Below are 24788 nucleotides of genomic sequence, written 5' to 3'. Positions count from 1 at the left end.
TTTGTTTCGATGAGTCACACAATATCCATAACAAACACAGTAACCGGATTTATCTTGTGGTTAAAGTCGTTCAAAGGCATCACTGCCATCGCTAAAACCAATGCCGGTAAATCCGTAAAGCAAATTGCCAAATCAGTTTAAGCAGAATGCGTTAACAACAAAAGCGGCTTTGTGTCATTACTTGCGCAAGGCCATTTTTGCCACGCCAGCACCCACCGCCATCAGTAACGCCGCAGTAAACAAAACGACGATAAATGCACGGTCGAAGGCCAGGCGCGCAAGTCGTTTAAGCTGTTCTGCTTGTTCGACAGCCAGATTGGCGGCCAATCTTAGGGCTTCATCGATACTGTCGTAGGCAATGTTACTCACCGATAAATTATCTGGTAGCACCAGGCTGTGGCTATAAACAGCCGTCATCAATCCGCCGAGTAGTGTAATACCCAGAACCCCGCCAAGTTCATAGGAGACGTCCTCGATCGATGCCGCCATACCGGACTTCTCTTCCGGGGCATTCAGCATGATGGCGGTTGATGCGGCAGTGATGGCGCCGCCAATACCAAAGCCAGCGATAAACAGGCAAACCAACTGCAACATCAGGCTGCTTTGATAAAGCAGGGCCAGACCGGCGATACCGAGCCCTGTCAGGAGTAAGCCGCCAAGTATCATGTTGCGCTCACCGTAGCGCGGTAGTAATAAACCGGCTAGTGGGCCAGCCAAGGCGGATGCCAGTGGGATCGGCAGAATAAACAGCGCGGCCTGTAATGGGCTCAAATCAAGCACTAACTGTAAGCGTTGGGTTAACACCAACTCCACGCCCACCAGTGCCACCATTGACACCAACGCTACCCCTACACCACCAGCAAACAACCGGTTCTTGAACAAAGAGAAGTCGATCATCGGGAAAGGCAGCTGTCGTTGGCGGCGGACAAACAACCAAAGCGCCAAAATACCGATCGTGGCGGCAAACGCTAATGCAGTAAAGGAGGGTGACGCTTTACTCAGCTCTTTCAGTGCATAGATACAGCCCACCAAACCTGCCATGATCTGTACCGACCCAAGAATATCGTAGGGACGTTGAGTTTCTCCTCCGCAGTGAGGTATCAACCGCCACGCCAGTGGCAGTACCAGCAGGACGACAGGGACGTTGATCAAAAACACCGATCCCCACCAGAAATACTCCAGCAACACGCCGCCAACCACAGGGCCGAGGGCAGCACCACCGGAAGCGACGGCGGCCCAGATACCAATCGCCAAGGCGCGTTCACGCTCGTCGGTGAATACATGTCGGACGATGGACAGGGTCGCCGGCATCATCATTGCTGCGCCAACTGCAAGGAACACTCGGGCGGCAATAAGCCATTCGGCCGACGGAGAAAAGGCTGCACACAGAGAGGCGACGGCAAAAACAGGCAGCCCAGCAATAAACAGCCGTTTATGACCAATACGATCGCTCAACATACCTGCGCCGGGCAATAAACCAGCGACCACGAGCGGGTATGCATTTACGATCCATAATTTCTGTGACGCGCTGGCATCCAGCGCCTGCGTGAGTCGTGGCAAGGCGGTGTATAACACCGTCATGTCGATGATGATCAAAAATAGCGCGCTGGAGATCATTGCCAGGATCAACCAACGGTTGTTTACGTGCATAATATTATTCCAAAAAAAGCGGGCGACGCGGATGCGTTGCCATTAGGTAACCACCCAAAGGCTTCGGGTGGTATACTGGTTGTAATATATATCCGTACATATGTATTGAAAAGAGGGTTTATCAATGGGACGTCAACGCAGCATCGATCGTGACAAGGTTTTGGATGTGGCTGAAGAGATTGTTGCTACCCAAGGTGCCGCCGGGCTGACCATTGATTCCGTTGCCAAGGCAATGGGAATTTCCAAGGGCGGGGTGCAGTACTGCTTTGGTAGCAAAGATGCGTTAATTGACGCAATGTTTGAACGTTGGGGCAAGGCGTATGACAAGGTGTTTGATGCCATTGCCGGGGAAAATCCCTCTGCCACGACCACAGTACAAGCACATATGCAGGCAACCCGGAGCTCTGATCAAGCCTCCAGCGCTAAGGCGGCAGGTCTGATGGCAACCTTGATCCAAACCCCTGAGCATTTGGACAGCACACGAGATTGGTACCGCAGCCGGATTACCGGTCTGGATTTAACGACCGAAGAGGGCAAGCGTGCGCGGGTGGCTTTCCTGGCGACTGAGGGTGCATTTATGTTGAGATTCTTTGGTTTGATGGACATTGACCAGTCAGAGTGGGACAGCATGTTCGCGGATGTTCAGTCAGTGGTATTGCAACAGGATAAATAATAGCTGGAGATGTTCACGATTAACGCGGCATCGCCTGCCCGCCGCGTTAATATTTCACCAGGTATGCCGGTATTATTTGTAGGCTACGGCATTGATGGTTTCGAAGGTGGTTTTCCCTTCACGGCCAATAATGACGTAGTACTTACCGCCTTTTTCATCGACCGCTTTAGACAATCTTGTATGGTCGATACCAACGGTGTCATCACCGTCTTGTGAGATGGTAACCGGCCCAATTTCGGTGTGTTTCGCCGCTTCTTCTTTGGTAATTTCGATGGCTGCCATGGAAGAGAAAGAGGCAAATGCCAGTGCTGCCAAGAGATATTTAGTTGCTTTCATCACTGTTCCTTTTGGAAGGTAGAAAGAATTGATAAATTTGTGCTCTGACTACGGCTCAAGTGTAGGACAACACGGGGAATATTCCATTCAGCGACCAAAAAAGAAGTGGGTTTACCTATTACATCAATAGATGGCGAACCGAGAGGTGAAGGGAGTAACGTTACCGAACAAGATATTCCCTCGAAGAACCCTTTAGCCAGCCACTCCGTGCTGGCTTTTTTTTGTCTGCGATATAGAGCGGGAAAGGTGCCATGCCTAACCCGCTTAAGCAGAACCTAAACTACAATACTTGCTTAAAGGGTTTTACCGTCACGTCAGCATATACGCCTGCGGCGACGTAAGGATCCTGCTTGGCCCAAGCTTGAGCATCTGCCAATGAAGCGAATTCAGCAATCACAGTAGAACCGCTGAAACCGGCACTGCCAGGATCGTTGCTGTCGATGGCGGGATTTGGACCTGCAATTACCAGGCGGCCCTCATCACGCAATGCCTGCAGGCGAGCCAGATGTGCAGGGCGCACTGATAAGCGATTTTCCAATGAGTTGGGCACGTCTTGCGCGTAGATCAGATAAAGCATGTTTCACCTTTAAAATCATTGCTATAGAACGGTAAATTTAAAGTAGCGCAAAAGGGGATACAAGGGAATGCCTGCCCGCTGGGATTTGCCTATGGCTGGCGCTTATACCTTGAAGCGACTCGTTTTTATTCGTATAGTGCGGCCGCGCGATTTAATAGGACAAGGGTTGAGAGGTGAGGAAATGACGGAACTGGTTAGAGAAAAACTCGACTTACCTGCGGGCAAACGCAAGCTGCTGCTGCACTCTTGCTGTGCGCCTTGTTCCGGTGAGGTGATGGAAGCGATCCAGGCTTCTGGAATCGAATACGCCATTTTCTTTTATAACCCGAACATTCATCCTCAAAAAGAATACCTATTGCGTAAAGACGAGAACATCCGTTTTGCTGAGCAACATGGTGTGCCTATCATCGATGCCGACTACGATACTGACAACTGGTTTGCCCGTGCTAAAGGCATGGAGAACGAACCAGAACGTGGGATCCGTTGCACCATGTGTTTCGACATGCGTTTTGAACGCACGGCACTTTATGCGCACGAAAACGGGTACGACACCATTTCCAGTTCGCTGGGCATATCTCGCTGGAAGAATATGCAGCAAATTACAGACTGCGGCATACGCGCGGCGGAAAAGTATCCAGACCTGGCGTATTGGGATTATAACTGGCGCAAAAAAGGCGGTGCGTCGCGGATGATTGATATCAGCAAGCGTGAGCGCTTTTATCAGCAGGAGTACTGCGGCTGTGTCTATTCATTGCGCGATACCAACTTGCACCGTAAAGCGCAGGGCAGACCGCTGATCAAGTTGGGTGTGCTGTATTATGGTGATGAAGAATAGCGCTACATTGGTGAAAGATAACCCGCTAAGGCGGGTTTTTTTATTTTAATCACGGTAAATCAGGTTAATAAAGCGTGTAAAAGCCTCAGTTAAAAGGCAAATGAAAGGTTAATATCCCCATGAGTTTGCAGGTTTTAGCGATGATTAATGACGATTAGAGCGATAGTTTGCCATTCGTTATTGAATATGATTGCTATTTGCATTTAAACTTGGCGAACCAGAGGAAACAGAATCATTATGCCGCTAAAAAAGATGTTCCTTAATCGTCGTTTGTCCGTGCCGATTGTCCTGTCAGTTGGCTTACATAGCGCCCTGGTGGTGGGTTTACTTTATGCTTCCGTCAAGGAAGTGATGGAGTTACCGAAACCAGAAGATGCGCCGATCAGCGTCATGATGGTCAATACCGCCGCGATGGCGGAGCCGCCACCGCCTGCGCCAGCCGAACCTGAGCCAGAGCCGCAGGTTGAGCCTGAACCCGAGCCGGAACCGGAACCCATTCCTGAGCCGCCACCGAAGGCGATCCTGAAGCCTGAGCCGGTAAAACCTAAGCCGAAGCCAAAACCTAAACCGAAGGTCGAAAAAACAGTTAAACGCGAGCCGCAGAAAACGGAACCGCGTGAGCCGTCACCGTTTGAAAACAACGAACCGGCTAAGGCTATCGATAAAGCGCCGGTGAAACAGGCACCTTCAGCACCGGTCCAGGGAAATTCGCGTGATGTGGGGCCGAGACCGATCAGCCGCGCTGACCCGATTTATCCACCACGCGCCCGAGCCTTACAAATTGAAGGCAATGTGCGGGTACAGTTTGATATCGACAGTGATGGTCGCGTGAGTAACGTACGTATCCTGTCAGCAGAACCACGCAATATGTTTGAGCGTGAAGTGAAACAGGCATTACGTAAGTGGCGTTATGAAGCCAAAGAAGCGAAAGATCGTACCGTAAACATTCGCTTTAAAATTAACGGCACCACGGAATTGAACTGATATTGATACCTATAAAAAAGGGTCGCCATGGCGACCCTTTTTACTGCCTGCATCTCAGCTTATTCTTCGAAGCCGACGCGGAAGTTCATCTTGCCATCTGGCAGGGCACGTGAGTTACCTTCGTCATCCACGGCTACATAGGTAAACACCGCTTCGGTTGCACGGTAGCGCTGACCGATTGGGGCAGAGGACACTTTCTTGACCCACACTTCGATATTGATGGTGATGGAGCTGCGTCCGGTGCGAATGCAGTGCGCGTAGCAACACACCACGTCACCCACCGCGACCGGCTTCAGAAAGGTCATTCCATCGACACGCACGGTGACGACGCGGCCTTCGGCAATTTCTTTCGCCTGGATAGCGCCGCCGATGTCCATCTGCGACATCAGCCAGCCGCCAAAAATGTCACCGTTGGCGTTGGTATCTGCCGGCATCGCCAGCGTTCGCAGCACCATTTCGCCACTAGGTAAAGGTCGTTGTTGAGTCATAGCTGTCTGCTTATCAATGAAGGGATTTCACTATACTGCCCGTAGCAAAGGCCACGGGCATTAACAATTTTGTAACTATTTTTTCTGTTCTTCCGGCATGTGCCGATAAATATACACGCCGCTGAGGAGGGTAAATATCAGCGTCAGCGCGGTCAGCCCGAACACTTTAAAGTTAACCCACACACTCTGAGGTAGCCAGAAAGCCACGTAAATATTTGCCAAGCCGCAAGCCAGGAAAAACACGGCCCAAGCCAGGTTGAGGTTGTTCCAGACTCTATCGGGAAGCGTTATCTCTTTACCCAGCATACGTTGAACCAGCGGCTTTTTGAGCACCAGTTGACTGATCAGTAACGCCAGCGCGAACAGGCTGTAGATGATTGTCACTTTCCATTTGATAAACAAATCGTTATGGAACACCAACGTCAGAGTACCGAACACCAATACCATCAGGAAGGTGATCAACGTCATCTTTTCGATTTTGCGGTATTTGAACCAGGTGAACACTAACGCCAGAGCCGTAGCGACAATCAGCGCACCAGAAGCAACGTAGATATCGTAGAGCTTATAGAATGCAAAAAAGACAATTAACGGGAGGAAATCAAGAAACTGCTTCATAAATCAATCCATCATCTGTTCATCGGCCGACTATACCGGATTTGGCGGTCTCTGTGTACCGCTGGAAAGTGCTGATTATCGGCGTTTAGCCACCGGATTTCCGCCATGAAAGCAGGAATTTGCATAAACTTACGATTGAGGTCGCGAGTTCGCGGCGGGTAGATTGCCAGCACGGCACTGGCATCGCATGATACGCGCAATAATAGCCGGATAATTTATAACGGAAAATAGTTTATGCAGTGGAAATCTCTCCAGGCGCTTACGCCCGGTTTGACGCATTTATTAGGGTATCAACGCAGTTGGCTCAAACCGGACATACGCGCCGGACTTTCCGTTGCTGCCGTGGCATTGCCGGTGGCGATTGCCTACGCCGAATTGGCCGGAGTCAGCCCAGTAGTCGGGCTCTATTCATGTATCTTACCGATGGTTGCCTACGCGTTTTTCGGATCCTCGCGCCAGCTTATTGTGGGGCCAGACGCAGCGACTTGTGCCGTCATTGCTGCCGTCGTGACTCCGTTAGCTGCGGGTAATATGGAGCGCCACTGGCAGTTGACTATTATGATGACGGCGATGATGGGGGCCTGGTGTCTGTTGGCCAGCCGCTTCAAGCTGGGCGCACTGGCCGACTTGCTCTCACGGCCAATACTCAGCGGTTTGCTGAACGGCGTGGCGATTACCATCATTGTCGATCAGATTGGCAAGGTGTTCGGATTTGGCGTGCACCCGGCGCAATTGATTGAACGTATCTATGCATTGCCGGGCAATCTGATGCACAGCGACTGGCTAACGATGGCGGTATCGTTATTGACCCTGGTTACGCTGATCGGGTTCAAAAAATGGCGCCCTAACTGGCCCGCGCCGTTATTTGCTATCGTTCTGGTTACTTTTGTCACCTGGGTTGGCGGGTTGCAACAACATGGTGTGGTGACGGTGGGGGGATTCAGTGATGTGTTGCCTATCGTACAGTGGCCAGATTTCCAGCCAGGTTTGCTGCGTGACATGGTCATCCCGGCACTTAACCTCGCGGTGGTGAGCTTTGTCAGTATGATGCTGACTGCTCGCAGCTTTGCGGCGAAAAACGGTTATGAGGTGAATGCGGATGCTGAATTCCGTGCACTCGGGTTAGTGAACATCGTCTCGGCGCTGTCGCAGGGGTTCGCCATCAGCGGGGCAGATTCGCGTACCGCAGTCAATGATGCTAATGGTGGTAAAAGTCAGTTGGTATCGATCATTGCAGCGGCAGTGATCGCTTTCGTCTTGCTATTCCTGATGGCACCGTTGCAATTCATTCCGGTGGCGGGCTTGGGTGTGGTGCTGATGTATGCTGCTTGGTCTCTGCTGGATATCCGCGGTATCTGGGTGATGCGGCGTCGCAATGCTCAGGCATTCAGGTTGGCGATGTTTACCTTCCTTTGTGTACTGCTGGTGGGGGTGATCAGTGGCATTGGGTTGGCGGTGTTGTTAGGTTTGATGCAGTTTCTGCGCACGGTGTTTCGTCCGACTGAACAGCTCTTGGGTGTCAATGATGAAGGTATGATCCACTCAATGGGCAACAATAACGGCATAAAGGTGGTGCCAGGGGTGATGATGTATCGCTTCAACTCGCCGCTGACTTATTTCAATGTGGCCTATTTCAAACGACGGATACTTAATCTGGTGGACAGTACACCGTTTCAACCGCGCTGGGTGGTTGTGGATGCAGTCGCCAGTTTTACCCATGCGGATATCAGTGTGCTGGCCGCGATCGACGAATTAAAGCGAGATTTGTTACAGCGTAACGTTAAGTTGGTGCTGGCTGGGCGGCGAACCGAATTGACACGCTGGTTCCGTATCAATCGGCTAGGGCGCGACCGGGAATTAATCCTGGTACCGGATTTATACCTGGCCCTGAAGTTGATTCAGAGCAAAGAGCAGGCAGAGCCGCCTGCAGCCCAATAAGCAAAAAAGGCACGCCGAAGCGTGCCTTTTAGGTTCCTGCCGCAAGATTAACTGCGCAGCAGCATATAAAGACGGAACAGGTAAATCAGCAGCAGTGCGGAAACCAGGTTGCTCAGCGCAGTCAGCACTACACTAGCGACGTTTGGCGTCAGCACTGAAAGGTGGCTCACCAAAAACAGCACCAGCAGTTTTGCGGCCAGCCAGAGCATCATGGCTGGAACAATCACGCGTGCATTGGCAAATGCCAACTTGCAACTCAGCTTAATCGAGGCAAAGACGCCTTTTTTCTCGGTAACGGTAATGACCGGCGCCAACGAGAAAGCGATTGCCATGATCACGCCAGGCACGACAAAGAGCGTCAGGCCCAGTTGGGTCAACAACGTGCAGATAAACAGCAGCAGCAGCAGACGCGGCAGCTCCGGTGCAGAAGCCCCGATAGCGCGCAGTGCGCTGATACGCTGCCCCTGGGAAACCAGGCGAATCAGCGTCAACATCCCACCCACCAGCAACACGTTACCCACTAATGCAGAAAACGTGGCGGCGGCTGAGACCTTCAATAACACCATTTGTTGCTCTGGGGTCATTTGTTGAATGATTTCCTGGATCCCCATACCGGCGGATGCAGCAAAGTCACCTTCCGTTGCGCTCAGAATTTTCAACTGCTCAACGTCAGGGCTGAAAGCCTGATTGAGCAACACAGAAATGAACGCGGTCAACAGCGCCAGCATTAGGATACTGGTCAGTTGGTTACGGAAAAAATTGAAACTGTCACGGTACAACGTGTTGGCCGTGATAGGCATGCAGACTCCTTGGTATCGAGAAACAGAGAGATACCTTTCATACTTCAAGTTGCATTTTTGTTGGCTTCCTGCGCTGACCCTGGTCACGTACTACCGTATGCGCCAGGGGATGCGTTTTGTTGCCGCCGCGATGCAACTCGAATTATTTTGGGTATAAATCAAAAATCAGTGGGCGATTGTACCCTGTTCCGCGCTGCTGTGGCACCCCGCGAGTTGCACTGCGGCGATTTCTTCGGCAATCACCGTTATTGGCAAGGATAAAGCCAAGGGAACGGGCAAAGGCGGCAAACCATAACGTTCGCGGGCACGATCGCAGGCTTCATTGCGCAGACCGTTTTCTCCGGACTGGTCGAACTCGCGACATGGGCTGGGACGATTGAGGTAAATAGAGCAAGAAACAGCTTTGCCGATTTCACCGTCGAGTGCGGTACAGCGTGGGGACTTGCTGTTGGTCCCCTGCATACAGCGCAGGAAGGGGGTTAACGGCTCAGTAAGGGATATAGGAACCACGCCGCCGCCATCTTCCGCTTCGGCCCAATAGAATGACACTCGAAAATAGCCGCAGCACGCGCCGCAACTGACACAGGGATTTAGAATTTCGCTCATCTTGATTGCTCACCGACTCCTTACGGCACCAACCAAAACCAACACGGAAGATGAAATTACGCAGCGGCGTTTTTTTTAGCAACTGAAATTTAAACATGTGGATAATTTGCAACAAAAGGCGTTTTTTGATTCAGATCAATCCTTGATTTATTAGTCCCTTAGGTAACCTTGTTTTTAGTAGGAATTAAAACTTTTACACATAAGATGTGATCTCGATGGGATCATAAATACCCGTAAGTAGGTATATTCCCCTTGGATGATAACCACACAAATGGAATGGATAATGAAAAAGACAACTCTGGTGGTATTGGCGGCGATGATGGCGCCTATGTTGGCAAGTGCGCATCAGGCAGGTGATTTTCTTTTCCGCGCTGGCGCGGCAACGGTACGGCCAAATGCCGGATCTGACGACGTGCTGGGGCAGGGATCATTCAGCGCCGATAATAACACCCAACTCGGGCTGACCTTCGGCTATATGGTTACAGACAATATTGGTGTTGAATTGTTGGCAGCAACGCCGTTTCGTCACAAGGTTGGGCTGAATGGTTCGGCAGTGAACGGTGACATCGCGACAGTACGCGATCTGCCACCGAGCTTGATGGCACAGTACTATTTTGGCGACAAGCAGGACAAACTGCGTCCCTATCTGGGTCTGGGTGTTAACTACACCACTTTCTTTGATGAAAAATTCAATGACAATGGTAAAGGCGCTGGGCTGAGCAACCTGAGTCTAAAAGATTCTTGGGGTGTGGCTGCGCAAGCGGGCCTGGATTACAACCTGGATGAGCACTGGATGCTGAACATGTCAGTGTGGTGGATGAACATTGAGACCAAGACCCGCTTTGATGATGCGGACGGTAATCACCACAGCATTGATACGCGTTTGGATCCGTGGGTGTTTATGTTCGGGGCAGGTTATCGCTTCTGACAGGTGTGAAACAGGGAGGCGCATGCTGCGCCTCCGTTTTTTTATCGCTACTTGATTTGCATAACGTTATCAACGGATTTCACACCCGCTACACCACGTGTTACCTGCACTGCGCGGTTGGCATCGGCGCTTGAGCTGACAAAACCACTCAGTTGCACGCGGCCTTTAAAGGTCTCAACGCTGATTTCGGTAGATTTGATGGTTTTATCCGCCAGCAGCGCTGACTTCACCTTGGTTGTCACTACCGTATCGTCAATATAACCGCCAGTCCCTTCAGATTTCGCTGTCGGCGCGCAGGCACTCACTGCGAATGCCACAACGGCTGCCATGCATAAGACCGAAAGGGTTTTAAATAGCTTCATAAATTACTCTCCATGCAATGTTATTGTTGAAACTACATTCGGGTTTTCACCTGAATACGTAGTGCACTCCTCAAAATATAGAAATGCCCGACGCGCAAGGCTAAGTGTGAGACAAGAATTGGGTTTGTACAAATTTTAGGTGTAAAAAAAAAGCACAACTTTGAGGGGAAACAAGATGTTAACAACAGGCGCGATCCACTGCGCCTGTTGTTGATGGGATTAAGCCCGTGTCGCTGCTTTCATGTCGCTGACGAAAGTCGCCAGTCGCTTCAGCATTTCTGCCGGTTGATTTTGGTTCTGTTCGATAATCTTAACGATGGCCGAGCCGGATATTGCGCCAGCAGCCCCCGCTTTCAGTGCATCGCGAACCTGCGCAGGTTCGGAAATACCAAACCCCTGCAACGGAGGTGCGGCATGGTACTCGCGTAGCTTGTTTACCAGGTGATGCAGTGGCAACTGGGCACGGCTTTCGGTTCCGGTGACACCGGCACGCGACAGCAGGTAGGTGTAACCTCTACCGTGGGAGGCGATTTCACGCAGTAAATCATCGTCTGCGTTTGGCGGACAGATAAAGATAGGTGCAATGCCATGGCGAGTCGCTGCAGCGCGGAACGGGGCAGACTCTTCATATGGCACGTCGGCAATCAGCACCGAATCAACGCCGACTTCGGCACAACGCTGATAAAACGCATCAATACCTTTATGGAATACCAGGTTGGCGTACATCAGCAGACCAATCGGGATCGTAGGGTGTTTTTGACGGATAGCAGCCAACATTTCGAAGCATTGGGTCGGTGTCACACCAGAGGCAAAAGCGCGCAGTGCTGCACTTTGAATGGTAGGGCCGTCGGCCAGCGGGTCGGAAAACGGGATACCCAACTCTAAGGCGTCTGCACCAGCCTCAACGAGAGTATCGATGATCTGCAATGACAACGCCGGGTTTGGATCGCCGAGAGTAACGAATGGGACGAAGGCGCCTTCCTTGTTGCTTGCCAGGCGGTCGAACAGTTGCTGGTAACGTTCCATCAGATTTCTCCCCGTGCTTTCAGAATGTCGTGAACGGTAAATATGTCTTTGTCGCCACGTCCGGACAGGTTAACCACCAGAATTTGTTCCTTTTGCGGCGTTTCACGGATCATTTTCAACGCATGTGCCAGTGCATGGGAAGACTCCAGCGCCGGGATAATCCCCTCGCTACGCGATAGCGCTTTGAATGCGTCCAGCGCTTCGTCATCGGTAATCGACACATACTCGGCGCGACCGATACTGTTCAGGTAGGCGTGTTGTGGCCCGACGGAAGGGAAGTCCAGTCCGGCAGAAATGGAGTAGGACTCCTCGATCTGGCCTTCTGAGGTCTGCATCATCGGGGCTTTCATGCCGAAATAGATACCGACGTGGCCGTGTTTCAATGGCGCACCGTGCTGACCGGTTTCAATCCCCAGACCGGCAGGTTCTACGCCAATAAGACCAACGCTGGTATCATCGATAAAGTCGGCAAACATACCGATAGCGTTGGAACCACCGCCAACACATGCCAGGACGGCATCCGGCAGACGTCCTTCACGTTCCAGCATCTGTGCTTTGGTTTCCTCGCCGATCATACGCTGGAATTCACGTACGATGGTTGGGTACGGATGTGGGCCTGCCGCGGTGCCTAACATATAGTGGGCGGTTTCGTAACTGCCGGACCAGTCGCGCAACGCTTCATTACAGGCGTCTTTCAACGTGGAAGACCCACTGTGCACCGGGATCACTTCTGCGCCCATCAAACGCATGCGGAATACGTTAGGTGACTGACGTTCAATATCTTTGGCGCCCATGTAGATACGGCATTTCAGGCCGAGCAGAGCACAAGCCAATGCTGAGGCTACACCATGCTGACCTGCGCCGGTTTCGGCAATGATTTCGGTTTTGCCCATGCGCTTCGCCAGCAATGCCTGGCCCAAGACCTGGTTGGTTTTATGAGCGCCACCGTGCAGCAGATCCTCACGCTTCAGGTACAGCTTGGTTTTAGTGCCTGCGGTGAGATTCTTGCAAAGTGTTAATGCCGTAGGACGACCTGCGTAATTTTTCAGCAAGTCGATAAATTCAGCCTGAAACTCCGGGTCGCGCTGTGCGCTGACGAAAGCTTCTTCCAGTTGTTTTAAGGCCGGCATCAGAATCTGCGGCACATATTGGCCACCAAATTCGCCGAAGTAGGGGTTAAGCAGCGTCATTATAGTTCCCGTTTTTATCCGTTAATAATGTTCAGTAAGCGCGCAGCGTTTGGAAAACCGCCGCCAGACGAGCAGGGTCTTTAATACCGGGTTGGCTCTCAACGCCGGAATTAAAATCCATACCGGCACAGCCGAGTTTGGCTGCATCAACACAATTGTCTGCACCCAGACCGCCTGCCAACATGACGTTATCCAGGTTTTCACCGTGCAGCACTGACCAGTCGAAACGTTGTCCTGTACCGCCCGCGCCGTTATCCAGCAGATAACGATCGACGTGCTGCAAATCGCGCGTCGGTAAATGGTCTTTCACGCTCAGCGCCTTCCAAATTTGACAGTCGATCGGCAGTTCGGCACGCAGGGCGGTGATATAATTTTGATCTTCCGCACCATGCAGTTGTACGGCTCTCAAGCCCAGACGTTCAACGGTTTTCACTACAGTATCTACCTGCGCATCGCAGAACACGCCGACGTACTTCAGAGGCGCCCCGGAAATAACTTCACGTGCGCGGTTGATATCGACATAGCGTGGCGAACGCCCAACAAAAATTAGCCCACCGTAGACGGCTCCAGCCTGATAAGCCGCAGCAGCATCCTGCGCCCGGGTCAACCCGCAGACTTTATTGTCACCCAAAATCACCCGGCGCACGGCGGCGCGCAGATCGGTTTCAGACATCAAGGCACTGCCGATCAGGAAACCGTTGGCAAAGTGGCTTAGCTCGCGGATCTGACCGTAATTGTTGATACCGGACTCGCTAATCACCGTCACACCATGCGGGACGCGTGGTGCAAGCTGGCGGGTACGATCCAGATCGATACTCAGGTCACGCAGATCGCGGTTATTGATACCGACCACGCGCGCTTCCAGAGCAATGGCCCGTTGCAGTTCTTCTTCACTGATCACTTCCGTCAGTACGCCCATGTTTAGGCTATGTGCGACAGCAGCTAGCTGACGGTATTGGTCGTCGTTAAGCACTGAAAGCATCAGCAAAATAGCGTCGGCTTGATAGAAGCGAGCCAGGTAGATCTGATACGGATCGATAATAAAATCTTTGCACAGTACTGGCTGTGTCACTGTCTTACTGACCAGTGGCAGAAAATCGAAGCTACCCTGGAAGTATTTTTCATCGGTCAGAACTGAAATCGCCGAGGCGAAATCCTTGTATACCGACGCAATCTCTACAGGATCAAAGTTTTCGCGAATCAGTCCCTTGGAAGGGGATGCCTTTTTACATTCAAGAATAAACGCCGTTCTGGTTCCCTGTAGTGCGTGGTAAAAAGCACGCTCGCTTGGGACGATTTCATTTTGAAAACTGGCCAGTGGCTGTTGTTGCTGTCGTGCTGCGACCCATTGCGCTTTATCACGAACAATCTTGTTGAGCACGGTTTCCTGCATCATTTATCCTCTTGCTGCCAGTGCGGTAACGCGCTCGTAAGCTTGTCCGCTGTGAATCATGTCCAGTGCCTGCTGCGCATTTTGGCGCAGGTCTTCATGCCCGAATAACTTCAGCAGCAGCGCCACATTAGCGGCTACCGCAGCAGCGTGCGCCGGGTCACCTTTACCTTGTAACAACCGTGCCAGAATGTCACGATTTTCTTCCGGTGAGCCGCCCAGCAGGGCTTCCAGCGGGTAACTTTGCAGCCCAAAGGATTGCGGGGTTAACTGGTAGCTCTCAATTTCACCGTTGTTCAATTCGGCCACATGGGTAGTGGCATGAATCGCCACTTCATCCATTCCGCCGCCGTGTACCACGGCCGCGCGTTGGTAACCCAGTACGCGTAGGGTTTCCGCTATTGGTAGCACCAATTCTGGGCTGTAAACGCCGATCAGTGCCAGCGGTGGATGGGCTGGATTAATCAGCGGGCCAAGCACATTGAATACCGTGCGGGTTTTCAACTGCTGGCGTACTGGCATCGCATGGCGGAAGCCGGTGTGATACTGCGGCGCAAACAGAAAACATACGCCCAACTCATCCAACGCTTTACGTGCTTGATCCGCCGGCAGATCAAGACGTATACCAAATGCCGCCAGCAAATCTGATGAACCTGATCGGCTGGAAACGCTGCGATTGCCGTGTTTCGCTATTTTTGCGCCACACGCCGCCGCCACAAAGGCACTGGCGGTGGAGATATTAATGCTGTTAGTGCCGTCGCCCCCGGTGCCGACGATATCGGCAAAAGGGTAATCCGGACGTGGGAACGGCAGAGCATCGGCCAACAGCGCTTTGGCTGCCCCGGCAATTTCTTCCGGACGCTCACCACGAATTTTCATGCTGATCAGCGCGGCTGCCAGTTGGCTTGGCTCTAACTCACCGCGTACGATGGCACTGAATAATTGCTGGCTTTCCTGCTGGTTCATCGACTCAGAACGGTACAATTTTTCAAGAATAGTATGCATGGTCGTTTCCCTCGTTATTTCGCCAGCGCCCAGGCCAGAGTTTGCTCAAGCAAACGCGCGCCATGGGTGGTCAGGATCGATTCTGGATGAAACTGGAAACCGCATACGCGATGCTGGTCATTACGTACTGCCATCACCATTTCGTTAAAATGGGCGTTAACCGTGAGCTCGTCCGGGATATTGCTGCCTACCAGTGAATGGTAGCGTGCCACCGGCAAGGGATTCACCATACCGGCAAACATGCCTTCGCCATCGTGGCTGATTGCCGAGGCCTTGCCGTGCAAGATTTCACCGGCTTGGCCAACGTGACCGCCGTAGGCTTCGACAATCGCCTGATGCCCCAGGCAAATACCGATAATCGGCAACTGGCCACGCAGGCGTTGCAACAGTTCAGGCATACACCCCGCTTCAGACGGTGTACCTGGGCCCGGTGATAGCATCAGAACCGGCTGAGCTAACTGCTGCAAGCGTTCAATAATCACATCGGCAGAAATCTGGTTGCGGTAAATCACCACATGGTGGCCGCTGGCGCGCAGCTGATCGACCAGGTTGTAGGTAAAGGAATCAACATTATCGAGCAGTAAGATATCGGCCATCAGAACACCTCCTTGGCCTGGTGCGCGCTGGCAATGGCACGCAGCACGGCACGTGCTTTATTACGAGTCTCATCGGCTTCCGCCTGAGGAACAGAGTCCAACACCACGCCGGCGCCAGCTTGCACAGTGGCAATACCGTCTTCAACATACGCGGAGCGGATGACAATACAGGTATCCAAATCGCCGGTAGCGGTGAAATAACCCACTGCTCCGCCGTAGCTGCCGCGTCGGGTGCCTTCAGAGGCGGCGATTAACTGCATGGCGCGCACTTTTGGGGCACCGCTTAACGTACCCATGTTCATACAGGCCTGATACGCATGCAGCACGTCAAGGTCGGCACGCAGGGTGCCAATCACCCGAGAAACCAGGTGCATGACGAAAGAGTAGCGATCCACTTTTGTCAGATCGGCCACGTAGCGGCTGCCGGCCTGGCAGATGCGCGCTAAATCGTTGCGTGCCAAATCGACGAGCATCAAATGTTCGGCCAGCTCTTTGTGGTCAGTGCGCATTTCCAGTTCGATACGGCTGTCGAGATCCAGATCCAATGAACCATCGGCACGACGACCACGCGGGCGGGTGCCGGCAATCGGGTAGATCTCAATCTGACGGTTGTTGGCGTCGTATTTCAGTGCGCTTTCCGGCGAAGCACCAAACAGGGTGAAATCGTCATCCTGCATAAAGAACATGTACGGGCTTGGATTATTGTCTTTTAGCGTTTGGTAGGCTGCCAGCGGTGCTGGGCACGGTAGTGAGAAACGACGTGATGGCACCACCTGGAAGATTTCACCCTGACGGATGGCCTGTTGTAATTCACTGACCACTGCGCCGTATTCTTCATCGGTCTGGTTGCAGCTCAGTTGCATACCTTCCAGTTTTTGATGAGGAATTGGCTGCGGTGTCTGCTTTAATTGGGCCTGAAGCTGTTCCAAACGTTGCTGCAGACGCTGTTCTTCTGCGGTGTCAGCAGTGAAAACACTGGCCTGTAGACGAGCAACGCCGCGCTGGTGGTCCAGCACCAGCAACGTTTCCGCCAGATAGAAACAAAAATCAGGGCAACGTTGATCCTGACGCAGCGCAGGCAGGTCTTCGAAACCGGCAACCAGGTCATAGGCAAACAGGCCACCGAGCATCACAGCTTCACGTTCGTCTTCAGGAGAGTCGACCAGTGTCAGTAAGGTGCGCAGTGCATCAAACACTGACAGTGAACGCAGGCGGGCGTCTTCGTCCTGGATCGCATCAATCAATGGGAAGGTCAGTTCACGGCCGTTAGGGCGCACCTGAATTTGTACTTCAGCCGGCAGTGCTTCATCCAGCAGTGGCAACATCGCGGCGCCGTTGGCTGTCAGGGCTTGCAACGTGACGGTGCGACCCAGTGCAGTGATGCGCAAAGCGCTGTCGATCACTAACAAGCTTTGCAGGTTTTGCTTACTGTTGATTTCTGCGGATTCTAACAGCAGGGTTGCCGGGCGCGAACCGCACAATTGATGGAAAATGGTAGTGGGGTCGCCCCGGTAACTGGCCTCCGCCTTCAGTAATTTGAGTTGTGGTTTGATGTTCATCATGTGTCGTTCCAGTCAAAATTTGTCCAAAAAAAAGCCCGCGTTACCAGCGGGCTTAGGGAATCTGCAGTGTCAGATGACAGGTATGCGTGATTACTCCGCCCGAAAAAGGGAAGTACGCCACCAACGAAGAAGAGAAGTTTGCTTGTTCATTTCTGTGCTCTCTTGTTTATCATCCAACCAGGGAAGTGCCCTGAACTTGTGTACTAGTTAACTGGTTCGCGAGAGTAAAGTCAACCCTCTTTTTGTACAATGTTTTATCGCTAAGTGTGAATTATTTTCATCAAGAGGAAACGGCATTGCGCCATAATAGATTTCCGTCCAACGGGCTTTCGCGGGTATGATAGAAAGCCAAGCCATTGCCGGATATTTCTTTTGACAGACAGCAGCCCCCAGCCTTCCGCATTTACTCTCTACGACCTCCACAGCCATACCACCGCTTCTGACGGCTACCTTACGCCGGCGCAATTGGTACAGCGGGCGGTTGAAATGCGTGTAGGTGTATTGGCGATTACCGATCATGACACCACAGACGGCTTGGCCGCCGCCGCCGCAACCATTGCTGAGCAGTCACTGCCGCTGCAATTGGTTAACGGGGTGGAAATTTCCACGTTGTGGGAAAACCACGAGATTCATATTGTCGGTCTGGGTATTGAAACCTCGCATCCGGCGATAGTACAACTGCTGGCCGAACAGACAGAACGCCGTAACCTCCGTGCACAGGAAATAGGTGTGCGATTGGCTAAAGCACGTATTGAGGGTGCATTTGAAGGGGCGCAAAAATTAGCAGATGGCGGGGCAGTGACCCGTGGCCATTTTGCGCGTTACCTGGTGCAAATCGGTATGGCAGACAATATGGCCCAGGTATTCAAGAAATACTTGGCTAAAGGCAAAACCGGTTACGTTCCGCCACAGTGGTGTACAATAGAACAAGCCATTGATGTGATTCATCAATCCGGTGGTCAGGCGGTGATCGCGCATCCGGGCCGTTACGACCTGACGGCTAAATGGTTGAAGCGGCTGCTGGCGCATTTTGCAGAACATGGTGGTGACGCAATGGAAATTGCCCAATGCCAGCAGGCACCGCATGAGCGTTCGCAACTGGCAAAGTATGCGCAAGAATATCAATTATTGGCGTCGCAGGGGTCTGATTTTCATCAACCCTGCTCGTGGATCGAACTGGGCCGTAAACTGTGGTTACCTGGCGGAGTTGAGCCTGTGTGGCGTGATTGGCCGCTACCACAACTGGCTAAAGTCGATTGATTTAACGTGGGCGTTGCCGCCCGCGTGCATCATTTTAGGAGCAAGTCATGAGTCAGCTTTTTTATATTCATCCAGACAATCCACAACCGCGTCTTATCAATCAGGCGGTGGATGTACTACGTAAAGGGGGCGTGATCGTCTATCCCACCGATTCTGGTTACGCGCTGGGCTGCAAGCTGGAAGAAAAATCGGCAATGGAACGTATCTGCCGTATCCGTCAATTGGATGGTAATCATAATTTTACACTGATGTGTCGCGATCTGTCTGAGCTGTCGACTTACGCTTATGTCGACAATACCGCGTTCCGACTGATCAAGAACAACACGCCCGGCAACTACACCTTTATTCTGAAAGCGACCAAGGAAGTGCCGCGGCGCTTGATGAACGACAAGCGTAAAACCATCGGTCTGCGTGTACCGTCGAACCCGATTGCGCTGGCATTGCTGGAAGTGCTTAACGAACCAATGATGTCGACCACGTTGATGCTGCCGGGTAATGATTTCGCCGAGTCTGATCCGGAGGAGATCAGTGATCATTTAGGGAAACAGGTTGATCTGGTGATCCACGGTGGTTTCCTGGGGCAGCAGCCGACCACGGTGATTGACCTGACGGAGTCCGCACCGGAAGTGGTGCGCGAGGGCGCGGGTGACCCAACACCCTTCCGCTGATGTATGGCCATAATGTTTGCTCATTTTTCTGAAAAGTGACTGAAACAGCGTCATTTATCGTTAAAACCGCTATTCTACATTATCAAAAATTGATAATTAGGCAGGATGCGTAGCGATGATTAAACGGGTTTCTTTTTTGGCGGCTTTATTATTTTCCTCTGCGGCCAGTGCAGGTTTTTATTCCGGCAGCGCTTTGCTGTCTGAAACCAGCGGCTATGTGAAAAATAAGAATGGGTCAGCTACCGTCGCTGAAGCTCTCGATGCCGGGATGTTTATGGGGTATGTCGCGGGTGTGTTTGATACCTTTTCTATGCAGGGTAACCGTAGTATTTGCCCGGAAGCTGGAATGAGCGTCGGCACGGCTTCAGATGCAGTTATGCAGTATTTAAATGAGCACCCTGAACAGCTACATTATTCTGCACCTTCGGTAATTATGTTGGCGTTAACCGCCGCTTACCCGTGTGCACGGCATTAAAGTTGTTCGTTTAGTGCGTATTTTCTCGTTGGGGTGCAATACCCCTTTTTAGCACTACTTTCAATTAATGAAGCCGATAAACGCTGTCATTTTACCGCTAACGTACACGCCCCCTTACCGATGTGGGGATAGGACGTCCAGGAGAAAAAATGACAGCGTTTCCCTACGATACCCTTTCCCTCGATTATCATGATTTCTGCTCAGGCCCACTGACGCGGGGATTACTGCTCGGTTGATATGAGCCGAAAACCGTTTTTTCTGCGCTATCTTACCCTCAATAACTTTGGTTAATCGGTCGGATAATAAAGTGGGTTTCAACCCTATTGAAAGCCTGTATAATGCGCGGTTCGATCCAAGTAAACGTATTGTTACTGTCGTGGCGCCAGACGCCGCGGTGGTCATCCCCCCGACGCCTGTGAAGGCGACACTAGAGGTTGCTCAATGAGCGAGAAGTTACAGAAAGTTTTAGCGCGCGCCGGTCATGGCTCGCGTCGTGAAATCGAAACCATTATTGAAGCCGGTCGCGTTAGCGTCGACGGTAAAATTGCCAAGTTGGGTGACCGCGTTGAAGTAACCCCTTCAATGAAAATCCGTCTGGATGGTCATGTTGTTTCGATTAAAGAATCTGAAGAAGAAGTTTGCCGCGTACTGGCGTATTACAAGCCGGAAGGCGAACTCTGTACCCGTAGCGATCCTGAAGGTCGTCCAACGGTATTTGATCGTCTCCCTAAGCTGCGTGGTTCACGCTGGGTAGCGGTAGGGCGTCTGGACGTTAACACCTCAGGCTTGCTGTTGTTCACCACCGACGGTGAACTGGCAAACCGCCTGATGCACCCGAGTCGTGAAGTCGAGCGTGAATATGCAGTACGCGTATTTGGCCAGATTGACGACGAGAAAGTGAAGCAATTGAGTAAAGGTGTTCAGTTGGAAGACGGCCCAGCCGCTTTCCGTACCATTACTTTCCAAGGTGGCGAAGGTATTAACCAGTGGTATAACGTTACCCTGACCGAAGGACGTAACCGTGAAGTACGTCGCCTTTGGGAAGCCGTTGGCGTCCAGGTTAGCCGTCTGATCCGCGTACGTTATGGTGATATCGATTTGCCGAAGGGCCTGCCGCGTGGCGGTTGGACCGAGCTGGAATTGCCGGCAATTAACTATCTGCGTGAACTGGTTGAGTTGAAGCCGGAAACCGTCAGCAAGATGCCGGTTGAGCGCGAACGCCGCCGAGTGAAAGCCAATCAAATCCGTCGTGCCGTTAAGCGTCACACCCAGGTTGCCGGTAGCGGTCGCCGTAGTGCGCCGGGCAGTAAACCTGGCAAACCAAGCAAGCGTAGTTAATCATCACGCCGCAGCCCTCAGGACTGCGGCGTTTTACTATTACCAGTCAATGCCCTGTTGCGCTTTGATTCCCGCGTCAAACGCGTGTTTTACTGGTCGCATCTCCGTAACCGTATCTGCTAATTCCAACAAATCGCGATGGCACCCACGCCCGGTGATAATTACCGTTTGGTGCACAGGACGTTGCCGTAGCGCCTCCAGCAGTTCATCCAGTTCAAGATAGCCATAGCTGACCATATAGGTCAGTTCGTCCAGTAGCACCAGATCCAGGCTGTTGTCGGCCAGCATACGCTTACCCTGTTGCCATACAGCCTGACAAGCGGCGGTATCTCCTGCTTTGTTCTGCGTTTCCCAGGTAAAGCCGGTCGCCATCACCTGGAATTCAACGCCATGCTGTTGCAGCAGGTTTTTTTCACCGTTTGGCCATTCACCCTTAATGAATTGAACGACAGCGGCTTTCATACCGTGGCCAACGGCACGTGTTACGGTGCCAAATGCTGCAGTAGTTTTGCCTTTACCATTACCGGTGAACACCAGCAGTAAACCCCGAGCGTCCTGTGCTGCAGCGATGCGGGCGTCGACCTGTTCTTTTAAACGTTGTTGACGTTGTTGGTGACGATCTTCAGCCATGATAAAGCCCCTTTATTCGGCTGCGCCGGGTTTACGGTTAGGTTGGGCGTCGAAGCTCATGCCGGTTTTACGACGGCTGTCATCCCCCATCAGATAGAGGTAGAGCGGCATGATATCCGCCGGAGTTTTCAGCTTGCTTTTGTCTTCATTTGGGAAAGCAGATGCACGCATTTGGGTACGCGTTCCACCAGGATTGATACAGTTTGCCCGCAAGTTGCGACTTTTGTACTCGTCGGCTAAGACTTGCATCATCCCTTCAGTTGCGAACTTTGAAACGGCATAAGCACCCCAGTTGGCGCGTCCCGTACGACCGACGCTGGAGCTGGTAAATACCAGTGAACCTGAATTGGATTTCAGCAGCAGCGGCAGTAGGGCTTGAGTGAGCATAAATGTCGCATTGACGTTTACCTGCATGACTTCGTTCCACATTGCCATCGAAAGGTCAGCCATTGGCGCGATATCGCCGAGCAGGCCTGCATTATGCAGCACGCCATCCAGGCGCGGGACATGCGTCGCAAGTTCGTCCGCCACTTGTTTACACTGTTCTTGGGTGGTATGCAGCAGGTCCAGCGTGATGATATAAGTTGGCGCATTGCTGAATTTGGCAATCTCGGCCTGCACCGCTTGCAGCTTACTTTCGGTACGGCCCAGCAGTATCAATTGCGCGCCAAATTTGGCGTAGGTGAGTGCTGCTTCGCGGCCAATACCGTCCCCGGCACCTGTGACTAAAATGATACGATTTTCCAGTAAATCCTGCTTGGGTTGGTAGTGCACAATAATTCCTCGCGCCTTGGTGGCTGGTCTCCCACTTACATCGGGGAGCGGTGTGAATTGAGAGGCCACGGCAGGAGCAACGGCTCAACTGCATGCATGGCCTCACAGCGAATTTGGCTCATCATGTTGATGAAGAATCCGTGTTATATGCCTCAAATGGATCGTATTTTCAATGATTAGGCGGCAGAATCGGCATTCTTTTGTAACAAAAATGGAACAGCGTCGACTTGGGTAAGCCAAAATGCGCCCACATAGTAAAGAAGCAGCACAAGGAATTTTTATTTAGCCGCGACAGCCACTACGTCGGTTGGCTAGAATGAATGAAGTCATACTAACAACCTGTTAATAAAGGCGGAATCTGTGGAGTTTATATCTGTTTATGGCCTATTTCTGGCCAAAGTCGCGACGGTAGTGATTGCCATCGCTGCGCTGGCCTTGCTGGCGGTCAGCCTGGGGCAACGTAAGAACCGACAGAAAGGGGAACTACAGCTTACTGACCTTGGTGAACAGTATCGAGATATGCAGCGCGATATGCGTCTGGCACGCATGGGTGAAGCGGAACAAAAGACGTGGCTCAAGCAGTTCAAAAAGCAGACCAAAGCCGACGATAAACTGAAAAAACAGCGGGCTAAAGCAGGGGCAGTTGAGGCCGCTAAACCTTGCCTGTATGTATTGGATTTCAAAGGTAGCATGGATGCCCATGAAGTCACCTCGTTGCGCGAGGAGGTTTCGGCAGTACTGGCGGTGGCTACACCGAAGGACGAAGTTCTGCTACGACTGGAAAGCCCTGGTGGCGTCGTGCACGGATACGGATTGGCGTCGTCGCAACTGGCGCGTTTGCGCACTGGCGGTATTCGCCTGACGGTAGCGGTAGATAAGGTAGCGGCCAGTGGCGGCTATATGATGGCCTGTGTGGCGGACCGTATCGTTGCAGCCCCCTTTGCTATCATCGGTTCAATCGGTGTTGTGGCACAGATCCCGAACTTCCATCGCTTGCTGAAAAAGAATGATATTGATGTTGAATTGCACACAGCCGGTGAGTTCAAACGTACGTTGACGCTGTTTGGTGAAAATACAGAACAGGGGCGTGAAAAGTTCCGTGAAGATCTGAACGAGACTCATGAACTGTTCAAAGAGTTTGTTCATCAACAGCGGCCATCACTGGATATTGATAGTGTCGCGACCGGTGAGCATTGGTTCGGTTCTCAAGCAAAAGAGAAGGGGCTAATCGACGCGATAGGCACCAGCGACGATTTGCTGATTGCTGAAATGGAAAACCATGAGGTGATCGGGGTGCGTTATGCACGCCGTAAACGCATGATGGACCGTTTCACCGGCAGTGCGGCGGAAAGTGTCGATCGTCTGTTATTACGTTGGTGGCAACGGGGTGAAAAGCCGCTGCTTTAAGCGTAACGATTAAACAGAAGGGGGGCTTTGGCCCCCCTTTTTTAATGCTTAATCGACTAAATGATATTTATCAGAAAACACGTGGGCCAAGTGTTTAAACATATTAAATACGGCAGTAGTTTTTGCCGTTGGCAATCCATCTTGGTCCAAAAAGAATTCACCACGGAAAACTAAAACGCTGCCTTTTTGTTCAACTTCAGTCGCAATCATGCCATGCATATAATCATCATGGTGACGAATAAGGTTATTTGCTTCTTGCAGTAAGGTTTCACGATCAATGGGTGAGGTATTAGTGCGCATTTATTACACTCCAATCATAAATTCTGGACATATTCTAACGCCAGTTCGCATTTATCCGCAAACAGACTAAGGTTTATTTGCCGTCTGGATGTCTAGCAGTATCTGGCGATTGGCGAAATCTGCCTTTCCGTGCTAATTAGGTTGCGTGACGCTTTTTATCAGGTACAGTGTGGGATTTTGCGGCGTCGGGTGGAAGGTTTTGTTTACGCCATGAATGAGTCTCACACAGCCATACTTCTGGGGCATGGGTGAATAGCAGGCAGGATCAACAACTTGCGTTCAGGTTGAGCAGTTAAGCAACCAATAGAAAAAAACATGTTGATCTCTTGCCAGACTGCCGCAATATAAAAAAGAGATATGAACCGCTGCGGCACG

At 51.8% G+C, this 24788-nt stretch carries 25 protein-coding genes, 1 pseudogene and 1 other annotated feature; of the genes and pseudogenes, 10 read left to right on the top strand and 16 right to left on the bottom strand.

Annotation, left to right across the window (positions count from 1 at the left end):
- Nucleotides 1–177 precede the first annotated feature (177 nt).
- Nucleotides 178–1650, bottom strand: coding sequence for an MFS transporter (locus SGR01S_RS02210; protein WP_037425735.1), 1473 nt, complete (start codon nt 1648–1650; stop codon nt 178–180).
- 124 nt (nt 1651–1774) lie between these two features.
- Between SGR01S_RS02210 and SGR01S_RS02205 the strand changes: the two genes are divergently transcribed.
- The gene (locus SGR01S_RS02205) at nt 1775–2323 is read left to right on the top strand and encodes a TetR/AcrR family transcriptional regulator (RefSeq protein ID WP_037425737.1); all 549 of its coding nucleotides are present in this window, start codon (nt 1775–1777) and stop codon (nt 2321–2323) included.
- Nucleotides 2324–2395: 72 nt separating this feature from the next.
- Here the strand turns inward: SGR01S_RS02205 and SGR01S_RS02200 are convergent, their stop codons facing one another.
- Both SGR01S_RS02200 and SGR01S_RS02195 read right to left on the bottom strand, forming a co-directional pair.
- Nucleotides 2396–2659 carry a hypothetical protein gene (locus SGR01S_RS02200; protein WP_061806401.1) on the bottom strand — a complete coding sequence of 88 codons (264 nt, stop codon included), beginning with the start codon at nt 2657–2659 and terminating at the stop codon, nt 2396–2398.
- A 280-nt stretch (nt 2660–2939) separates the two neighbouring features.
- A complete protein-coding gene (locus SGR01S_RS02195) occupies nt 2940–3236 on the bottom strand; it encodes a YciI family protein (RefSeq protein ID WP_037425743.1) in 297 nt (98 codons plus the stop codon).
- A 181-nt stretch (nt 3237–3417) separates the two neighbouring features.
- Here SGR01S_RS02195 and SGR01S_RS02190 point away from each other — a divergent pair, with 181 nt between their 5' ends.
- Both SGR01S_RS02190 and tonB read left to right on the top strand, forming a co-directional pair.
- Nucleotides 3418–4071, top strand: coding sequence for an epoxyqueuosine reductase QueH (locus tag SGR01S_RS02190; protein ID WP_061806400.1), 654 nt, complete (start codon nt 3418–3420; stop codon nt 4069–4071).
- A gap of 237 nt (nt 4072–4308) precedes the next feature.
- Nucleotides 4309–5055 (top strand): TonB system transport protein TonB, encoded by a 747-nt coding sequence (gene tonB, locus SGR01S_RS02185; RefSeq protein ID WP_061806399.1) that lies wholly within the window; start codon nt 4309–4311, stop codon nt 5053–5055.
- A gap of 59 nt (nt 5056–5114) precedes the next feature.
- On the opposite strand, the gene yciA is transcribed toward tonB, so the two are convergent.
- A complete protein-coding gene (yciA, locus tag SGR01S_RS02180) occupies nt 5115–5543 on the bottom strand; it encodes an acyl-CoA thioester hydrolase YciA (protein WP_012145405.1) in 429 nt (142 codons plus the stop codon).
- A gap of 75 nt (nt 5544–5618) precedes the next feature.
- Nucleotides 5619–6158: a septation protein A gene (locus SGR01S_RS02175; RefSeq protein WP_037415874.1), complete on the bottom strand. Its 540-nt coding sequence runs from the start codon at nt 6156–6158 to the stop codon at nt 5619–5621.
- A gap of 234 nt (nt 6159–6392) precedes the next feature.
- Between SGR01S_RS02175 and SGR01S_RS02170 the strand changes: the two genes are divergently transcribed.
- On the top strand, nt 6393–8096 hold the full coding sequence (locus SGR01S_RS02170) for a SulP family inorganic anion transporter (RefSeq protein ID WP_061806398.1): 1704 nt from the start codon (nt 6393–6395) through the stop codon (nt 8094–8096).
- 47 nt (nt 8097–8143) lie between these two features.
- Here SGR01S_RS02170 and SGR01S_RS02165 read toward each other — a convergent pair whose 3' ends face one another.
- Nucleotides 8144–8896 carry a YciC family protein gene (locus tag SGR01S_RS02165; RefSeq protein WP_061806397.1) on the bottom strand — a complete coding sequence of 251 codons (753 nt, stop codon included), beginning with the start codon at nt 8894–8896 and terminating at the stop codon, nt 8144–8146.
- Nucleotides 8897–9061: 165 nt separating this feature from the next.
- Nucleotides 9062–9502 carry a YkgJ family cysteine cluster protein gene (locus SGR01S_RS02160; RefSeq protein WP_037415865.1) on the bottom strand — a complete coding sequence of 147 codons (441 nt, stop codon included), beginning with the start codon at nt 9500–9502 and terminating at the stop codon, nt 9062–9064.
- Nucleotides 9503–9785: 283 nt separating this feature from the next.
- Here SGR01S_RS02160 and ompW point away from each other — a divergent pair, with 283 nt between their 5' ends.
- Nucleotides 9786–10430, top strand: a complete 645-nt coding sequence (gene ompW / locus SGR01S_RS02155) for an outer membrane protein OmpW (protein ID WP_115185164.1) — start codon at nt 9786–9788, stop codon at nt 10428–10430.
- 47 nt (nt 10431–10477) lie between these two features.
- On the opposite strand, the gene SGR01S_RS02150 is transcribed toward ompW, so the two are convergent.
- The 6 genes and pseudogenes from SGR01S_RS02150 to SGR01S_RS02120 all read right to left on the bottom strand — a co-directional run bounded on the left by SGR01S_RS02150 (nt 10478) and on the right by SGR01S_RS02120 (nt 17561).
- The gene (locus SGR01S_RS02150; protein WP_037415857.1) at nt 10478–10792 is read right to left on the bottom strand and encodes a BON domain-containing protein; all 315 of its coding nucleotides are present in this window, start codon (nt 10790–10792) and stop codon (nt 10478–10480) included.
- 219 nt (nt 10793–11011) lie between these two features.
- The gene (gene trpA / locus SGR01S_RS02145) at nt 11012–11818 is read right to left on the bottom strand and encodes a tryptophan synthase subunit alpha (protein WP_061806396.1); all 807 of its coding nucleotides are present in this window, start codon (nt 11816–11818) and stop codon (nt 11012–11014) included.
- Complete coding sequence (gene trpB / locus SGR01S_RS02140) at nt 11818–13011, bottom strand: tryptophan synthase subunit beta (RefSeq protein WP_172479814.1); 1194 nt, start codon at nt 13009–13011, stop codon at nt 11818–11820. The genes trpA and trpB overlap by 1 nt, the downstream gene beginning before the upstream one ends.
- 28 nt (nt 13012–13039) lie before the next feature.
- Nucleotides 13040–14401 (bottom strand): bifunctional indole-3-glycerol-phosphate synthase TrpC/phosphoribosylanthranilate isomerase TrpF, encoded by a 1362-nt coding sequence (trpCF, locus tag SGR01S_RS02135; RefSeq protein ID WP_172479813.1) that lies wholly within the window; start codon nt 14399–14401, stop codon nt 13040–13042.
- 3 nt (nt 14402–14404) lie between these two features.
- A pseudogene (gene trpD / locus SGR01S_RS24675) lies at nt 14405–15999 on the bottom strand (bifunctional anthranilate synthase glutamate amidotransferase component TrpG/anthranilate phosphoribosyltransferase TrpD).
- Nucleotides 15999–17561, bottom strand: a complete 1563-nt coding sequence (locus tag SGR01S_RS02120; RefSeq protein ID WP_061806392.1) for an anthranilate synthase component 1 — start codon at nt 17559–17561, stop codon at nt 15999–16001. The pseudogene trpD and the gene SGR01S_RS02120 overlap by 1 nt, the downstream one beginning before the upstream one ends.
- Before the next feature lie 25 nt (nt 17562–17586).
- Nucleotides 17587–17690, bottom strand: a sequence feature (Trp leader region).
- 243 nt (nt 17691–17933) lie between these two features.
- On the opposite strand from SGR01S_RS02120, the gene rnm reads away from it, so the two are divergent.
- The 4 genes from rnm (at nt 17934) to rluB (ending at nt 21302) form a co-directional block, all read left to right on the top strand.
- Complete coding sequence (gene rnm, locus SGR01S_RS02115) at nt 17934–18821, top strand: RNase RNM (protein ID WP_061806391.1); 888 nt, start codon at nt 17934–17936, stop codon at nt 18819–18821.
- A 47-nt stretch (nt 18822–18868) separates the two neighbouring features.
- On the top strand, nt 18869–19489 hold the full coding sequence (locus SGR01S_RS02110) for an L-threonylcarbamoyladenylate synthase (RefSeq protein ID WP_061806390.1): 621 nt from the start codon (nt 18869–18871) through the stop codon (nt 19487–19489).
- Nucleotides 19490–19604: 115 nt separating this feature from the next.
- Nucleotides 19605–19964 (top strand): Rap1a/Tai family immunity protein, encoded by a 360-nt coding sequence (locus SGR01S_RS02105; RefSeq protein WP_037415828.1) that lies wholly within the window; start codon nt 19605–19607, stop codon nt 19962–19964.
- Between the two features lie 441 nt (nt 19965–20405).
- A complete protein-coding gene (gene rluB, locus SGR01S_RS02100) occupies nt 20406–21302 on the top strand; it encodes a 23S rRNA pseudouridine(2605) synthase RluB (protein WP_037415825.1) in 897 nt (298 codons plus the stop codon).
- 39 nt (nt 21303–21341) lie between these two features.
- On the opposite strand, the gene cobO is transcribed toward rluB, so the two are convergent.
- Both cobO and SGR01S_RS02090 read right to left on the bottom strand, forming a co-directional pair.
- Nucleotides 21342–21932, bottom strand: a complete 591-nt coding sequence (gene cobO / locus SGR01S_RS02095; RefSeq protein ID WP_061806389.1) for a cob(I)yrinic acid a,c-diamide adenosyltransferase — start codon at nt 21930–21932, stop codon at nt 21342–21344.
- A gap of 12 nt (nt 21933–21944) precedes the next feature.
- Nucleotides 21945–22706, bottom strand: a complete 762-nt coding sequence (locus SGR01S_RS02090) for a YciK family oxidoreductase (protein WP_061806388.1) — start codon at nt 22704–22706, stop codon at nt 21945–21947.
- 360 nt (nt 22707–23066) lie between these two features.
- On the opposite strand from SGR01S_RS02090, the gene sohB reads away from it, so the two are divergent.
- The gene (gene sohB, locus SGR01S_RS02085) at nt 23067–24113 is read left to right on the top strand and encodes a protease SohB (RefSeq protein ID WP_061806387.1); all 1047 of its coding nucleotides are present in this window, start codon (nt 23067–23069) and stop codon (nt 24111–24113) included.
- A 48-nt stretch (nt 24114–24161) separates the two neighbouring features.
- Here the strand turns inward: sohB and SGR01S_RS02080 are convergent, their stop codons facing one another.
- On the bottom strand, nt 24162–24413 hold the full coding sequence (locus SGR01S_RS02080; RefSeq protein ID WP_037415813.1) for a YciN family protein: 252 nt from the start codon (nt 24411–24413) through the stop codon (nt 24162–24164).
- Nucleotides 24414–24788: the final 375 nt, after the last annotated feature.

The sequence above is a fragment of the Serratia grimesii NBRC 13537 genome, assembly GCF_001590905.1.
GTDB lineage: Bacteria > Pseudomonadota > Gammaproteobacteria > Enterobacterales > Enterobacteriaceae > Serratia > Serratia grimesii.
Note: the sequence above shows the minus strand (reverse complement) of the source record. Positions and strands in the feature narration are given on the sequence as shown.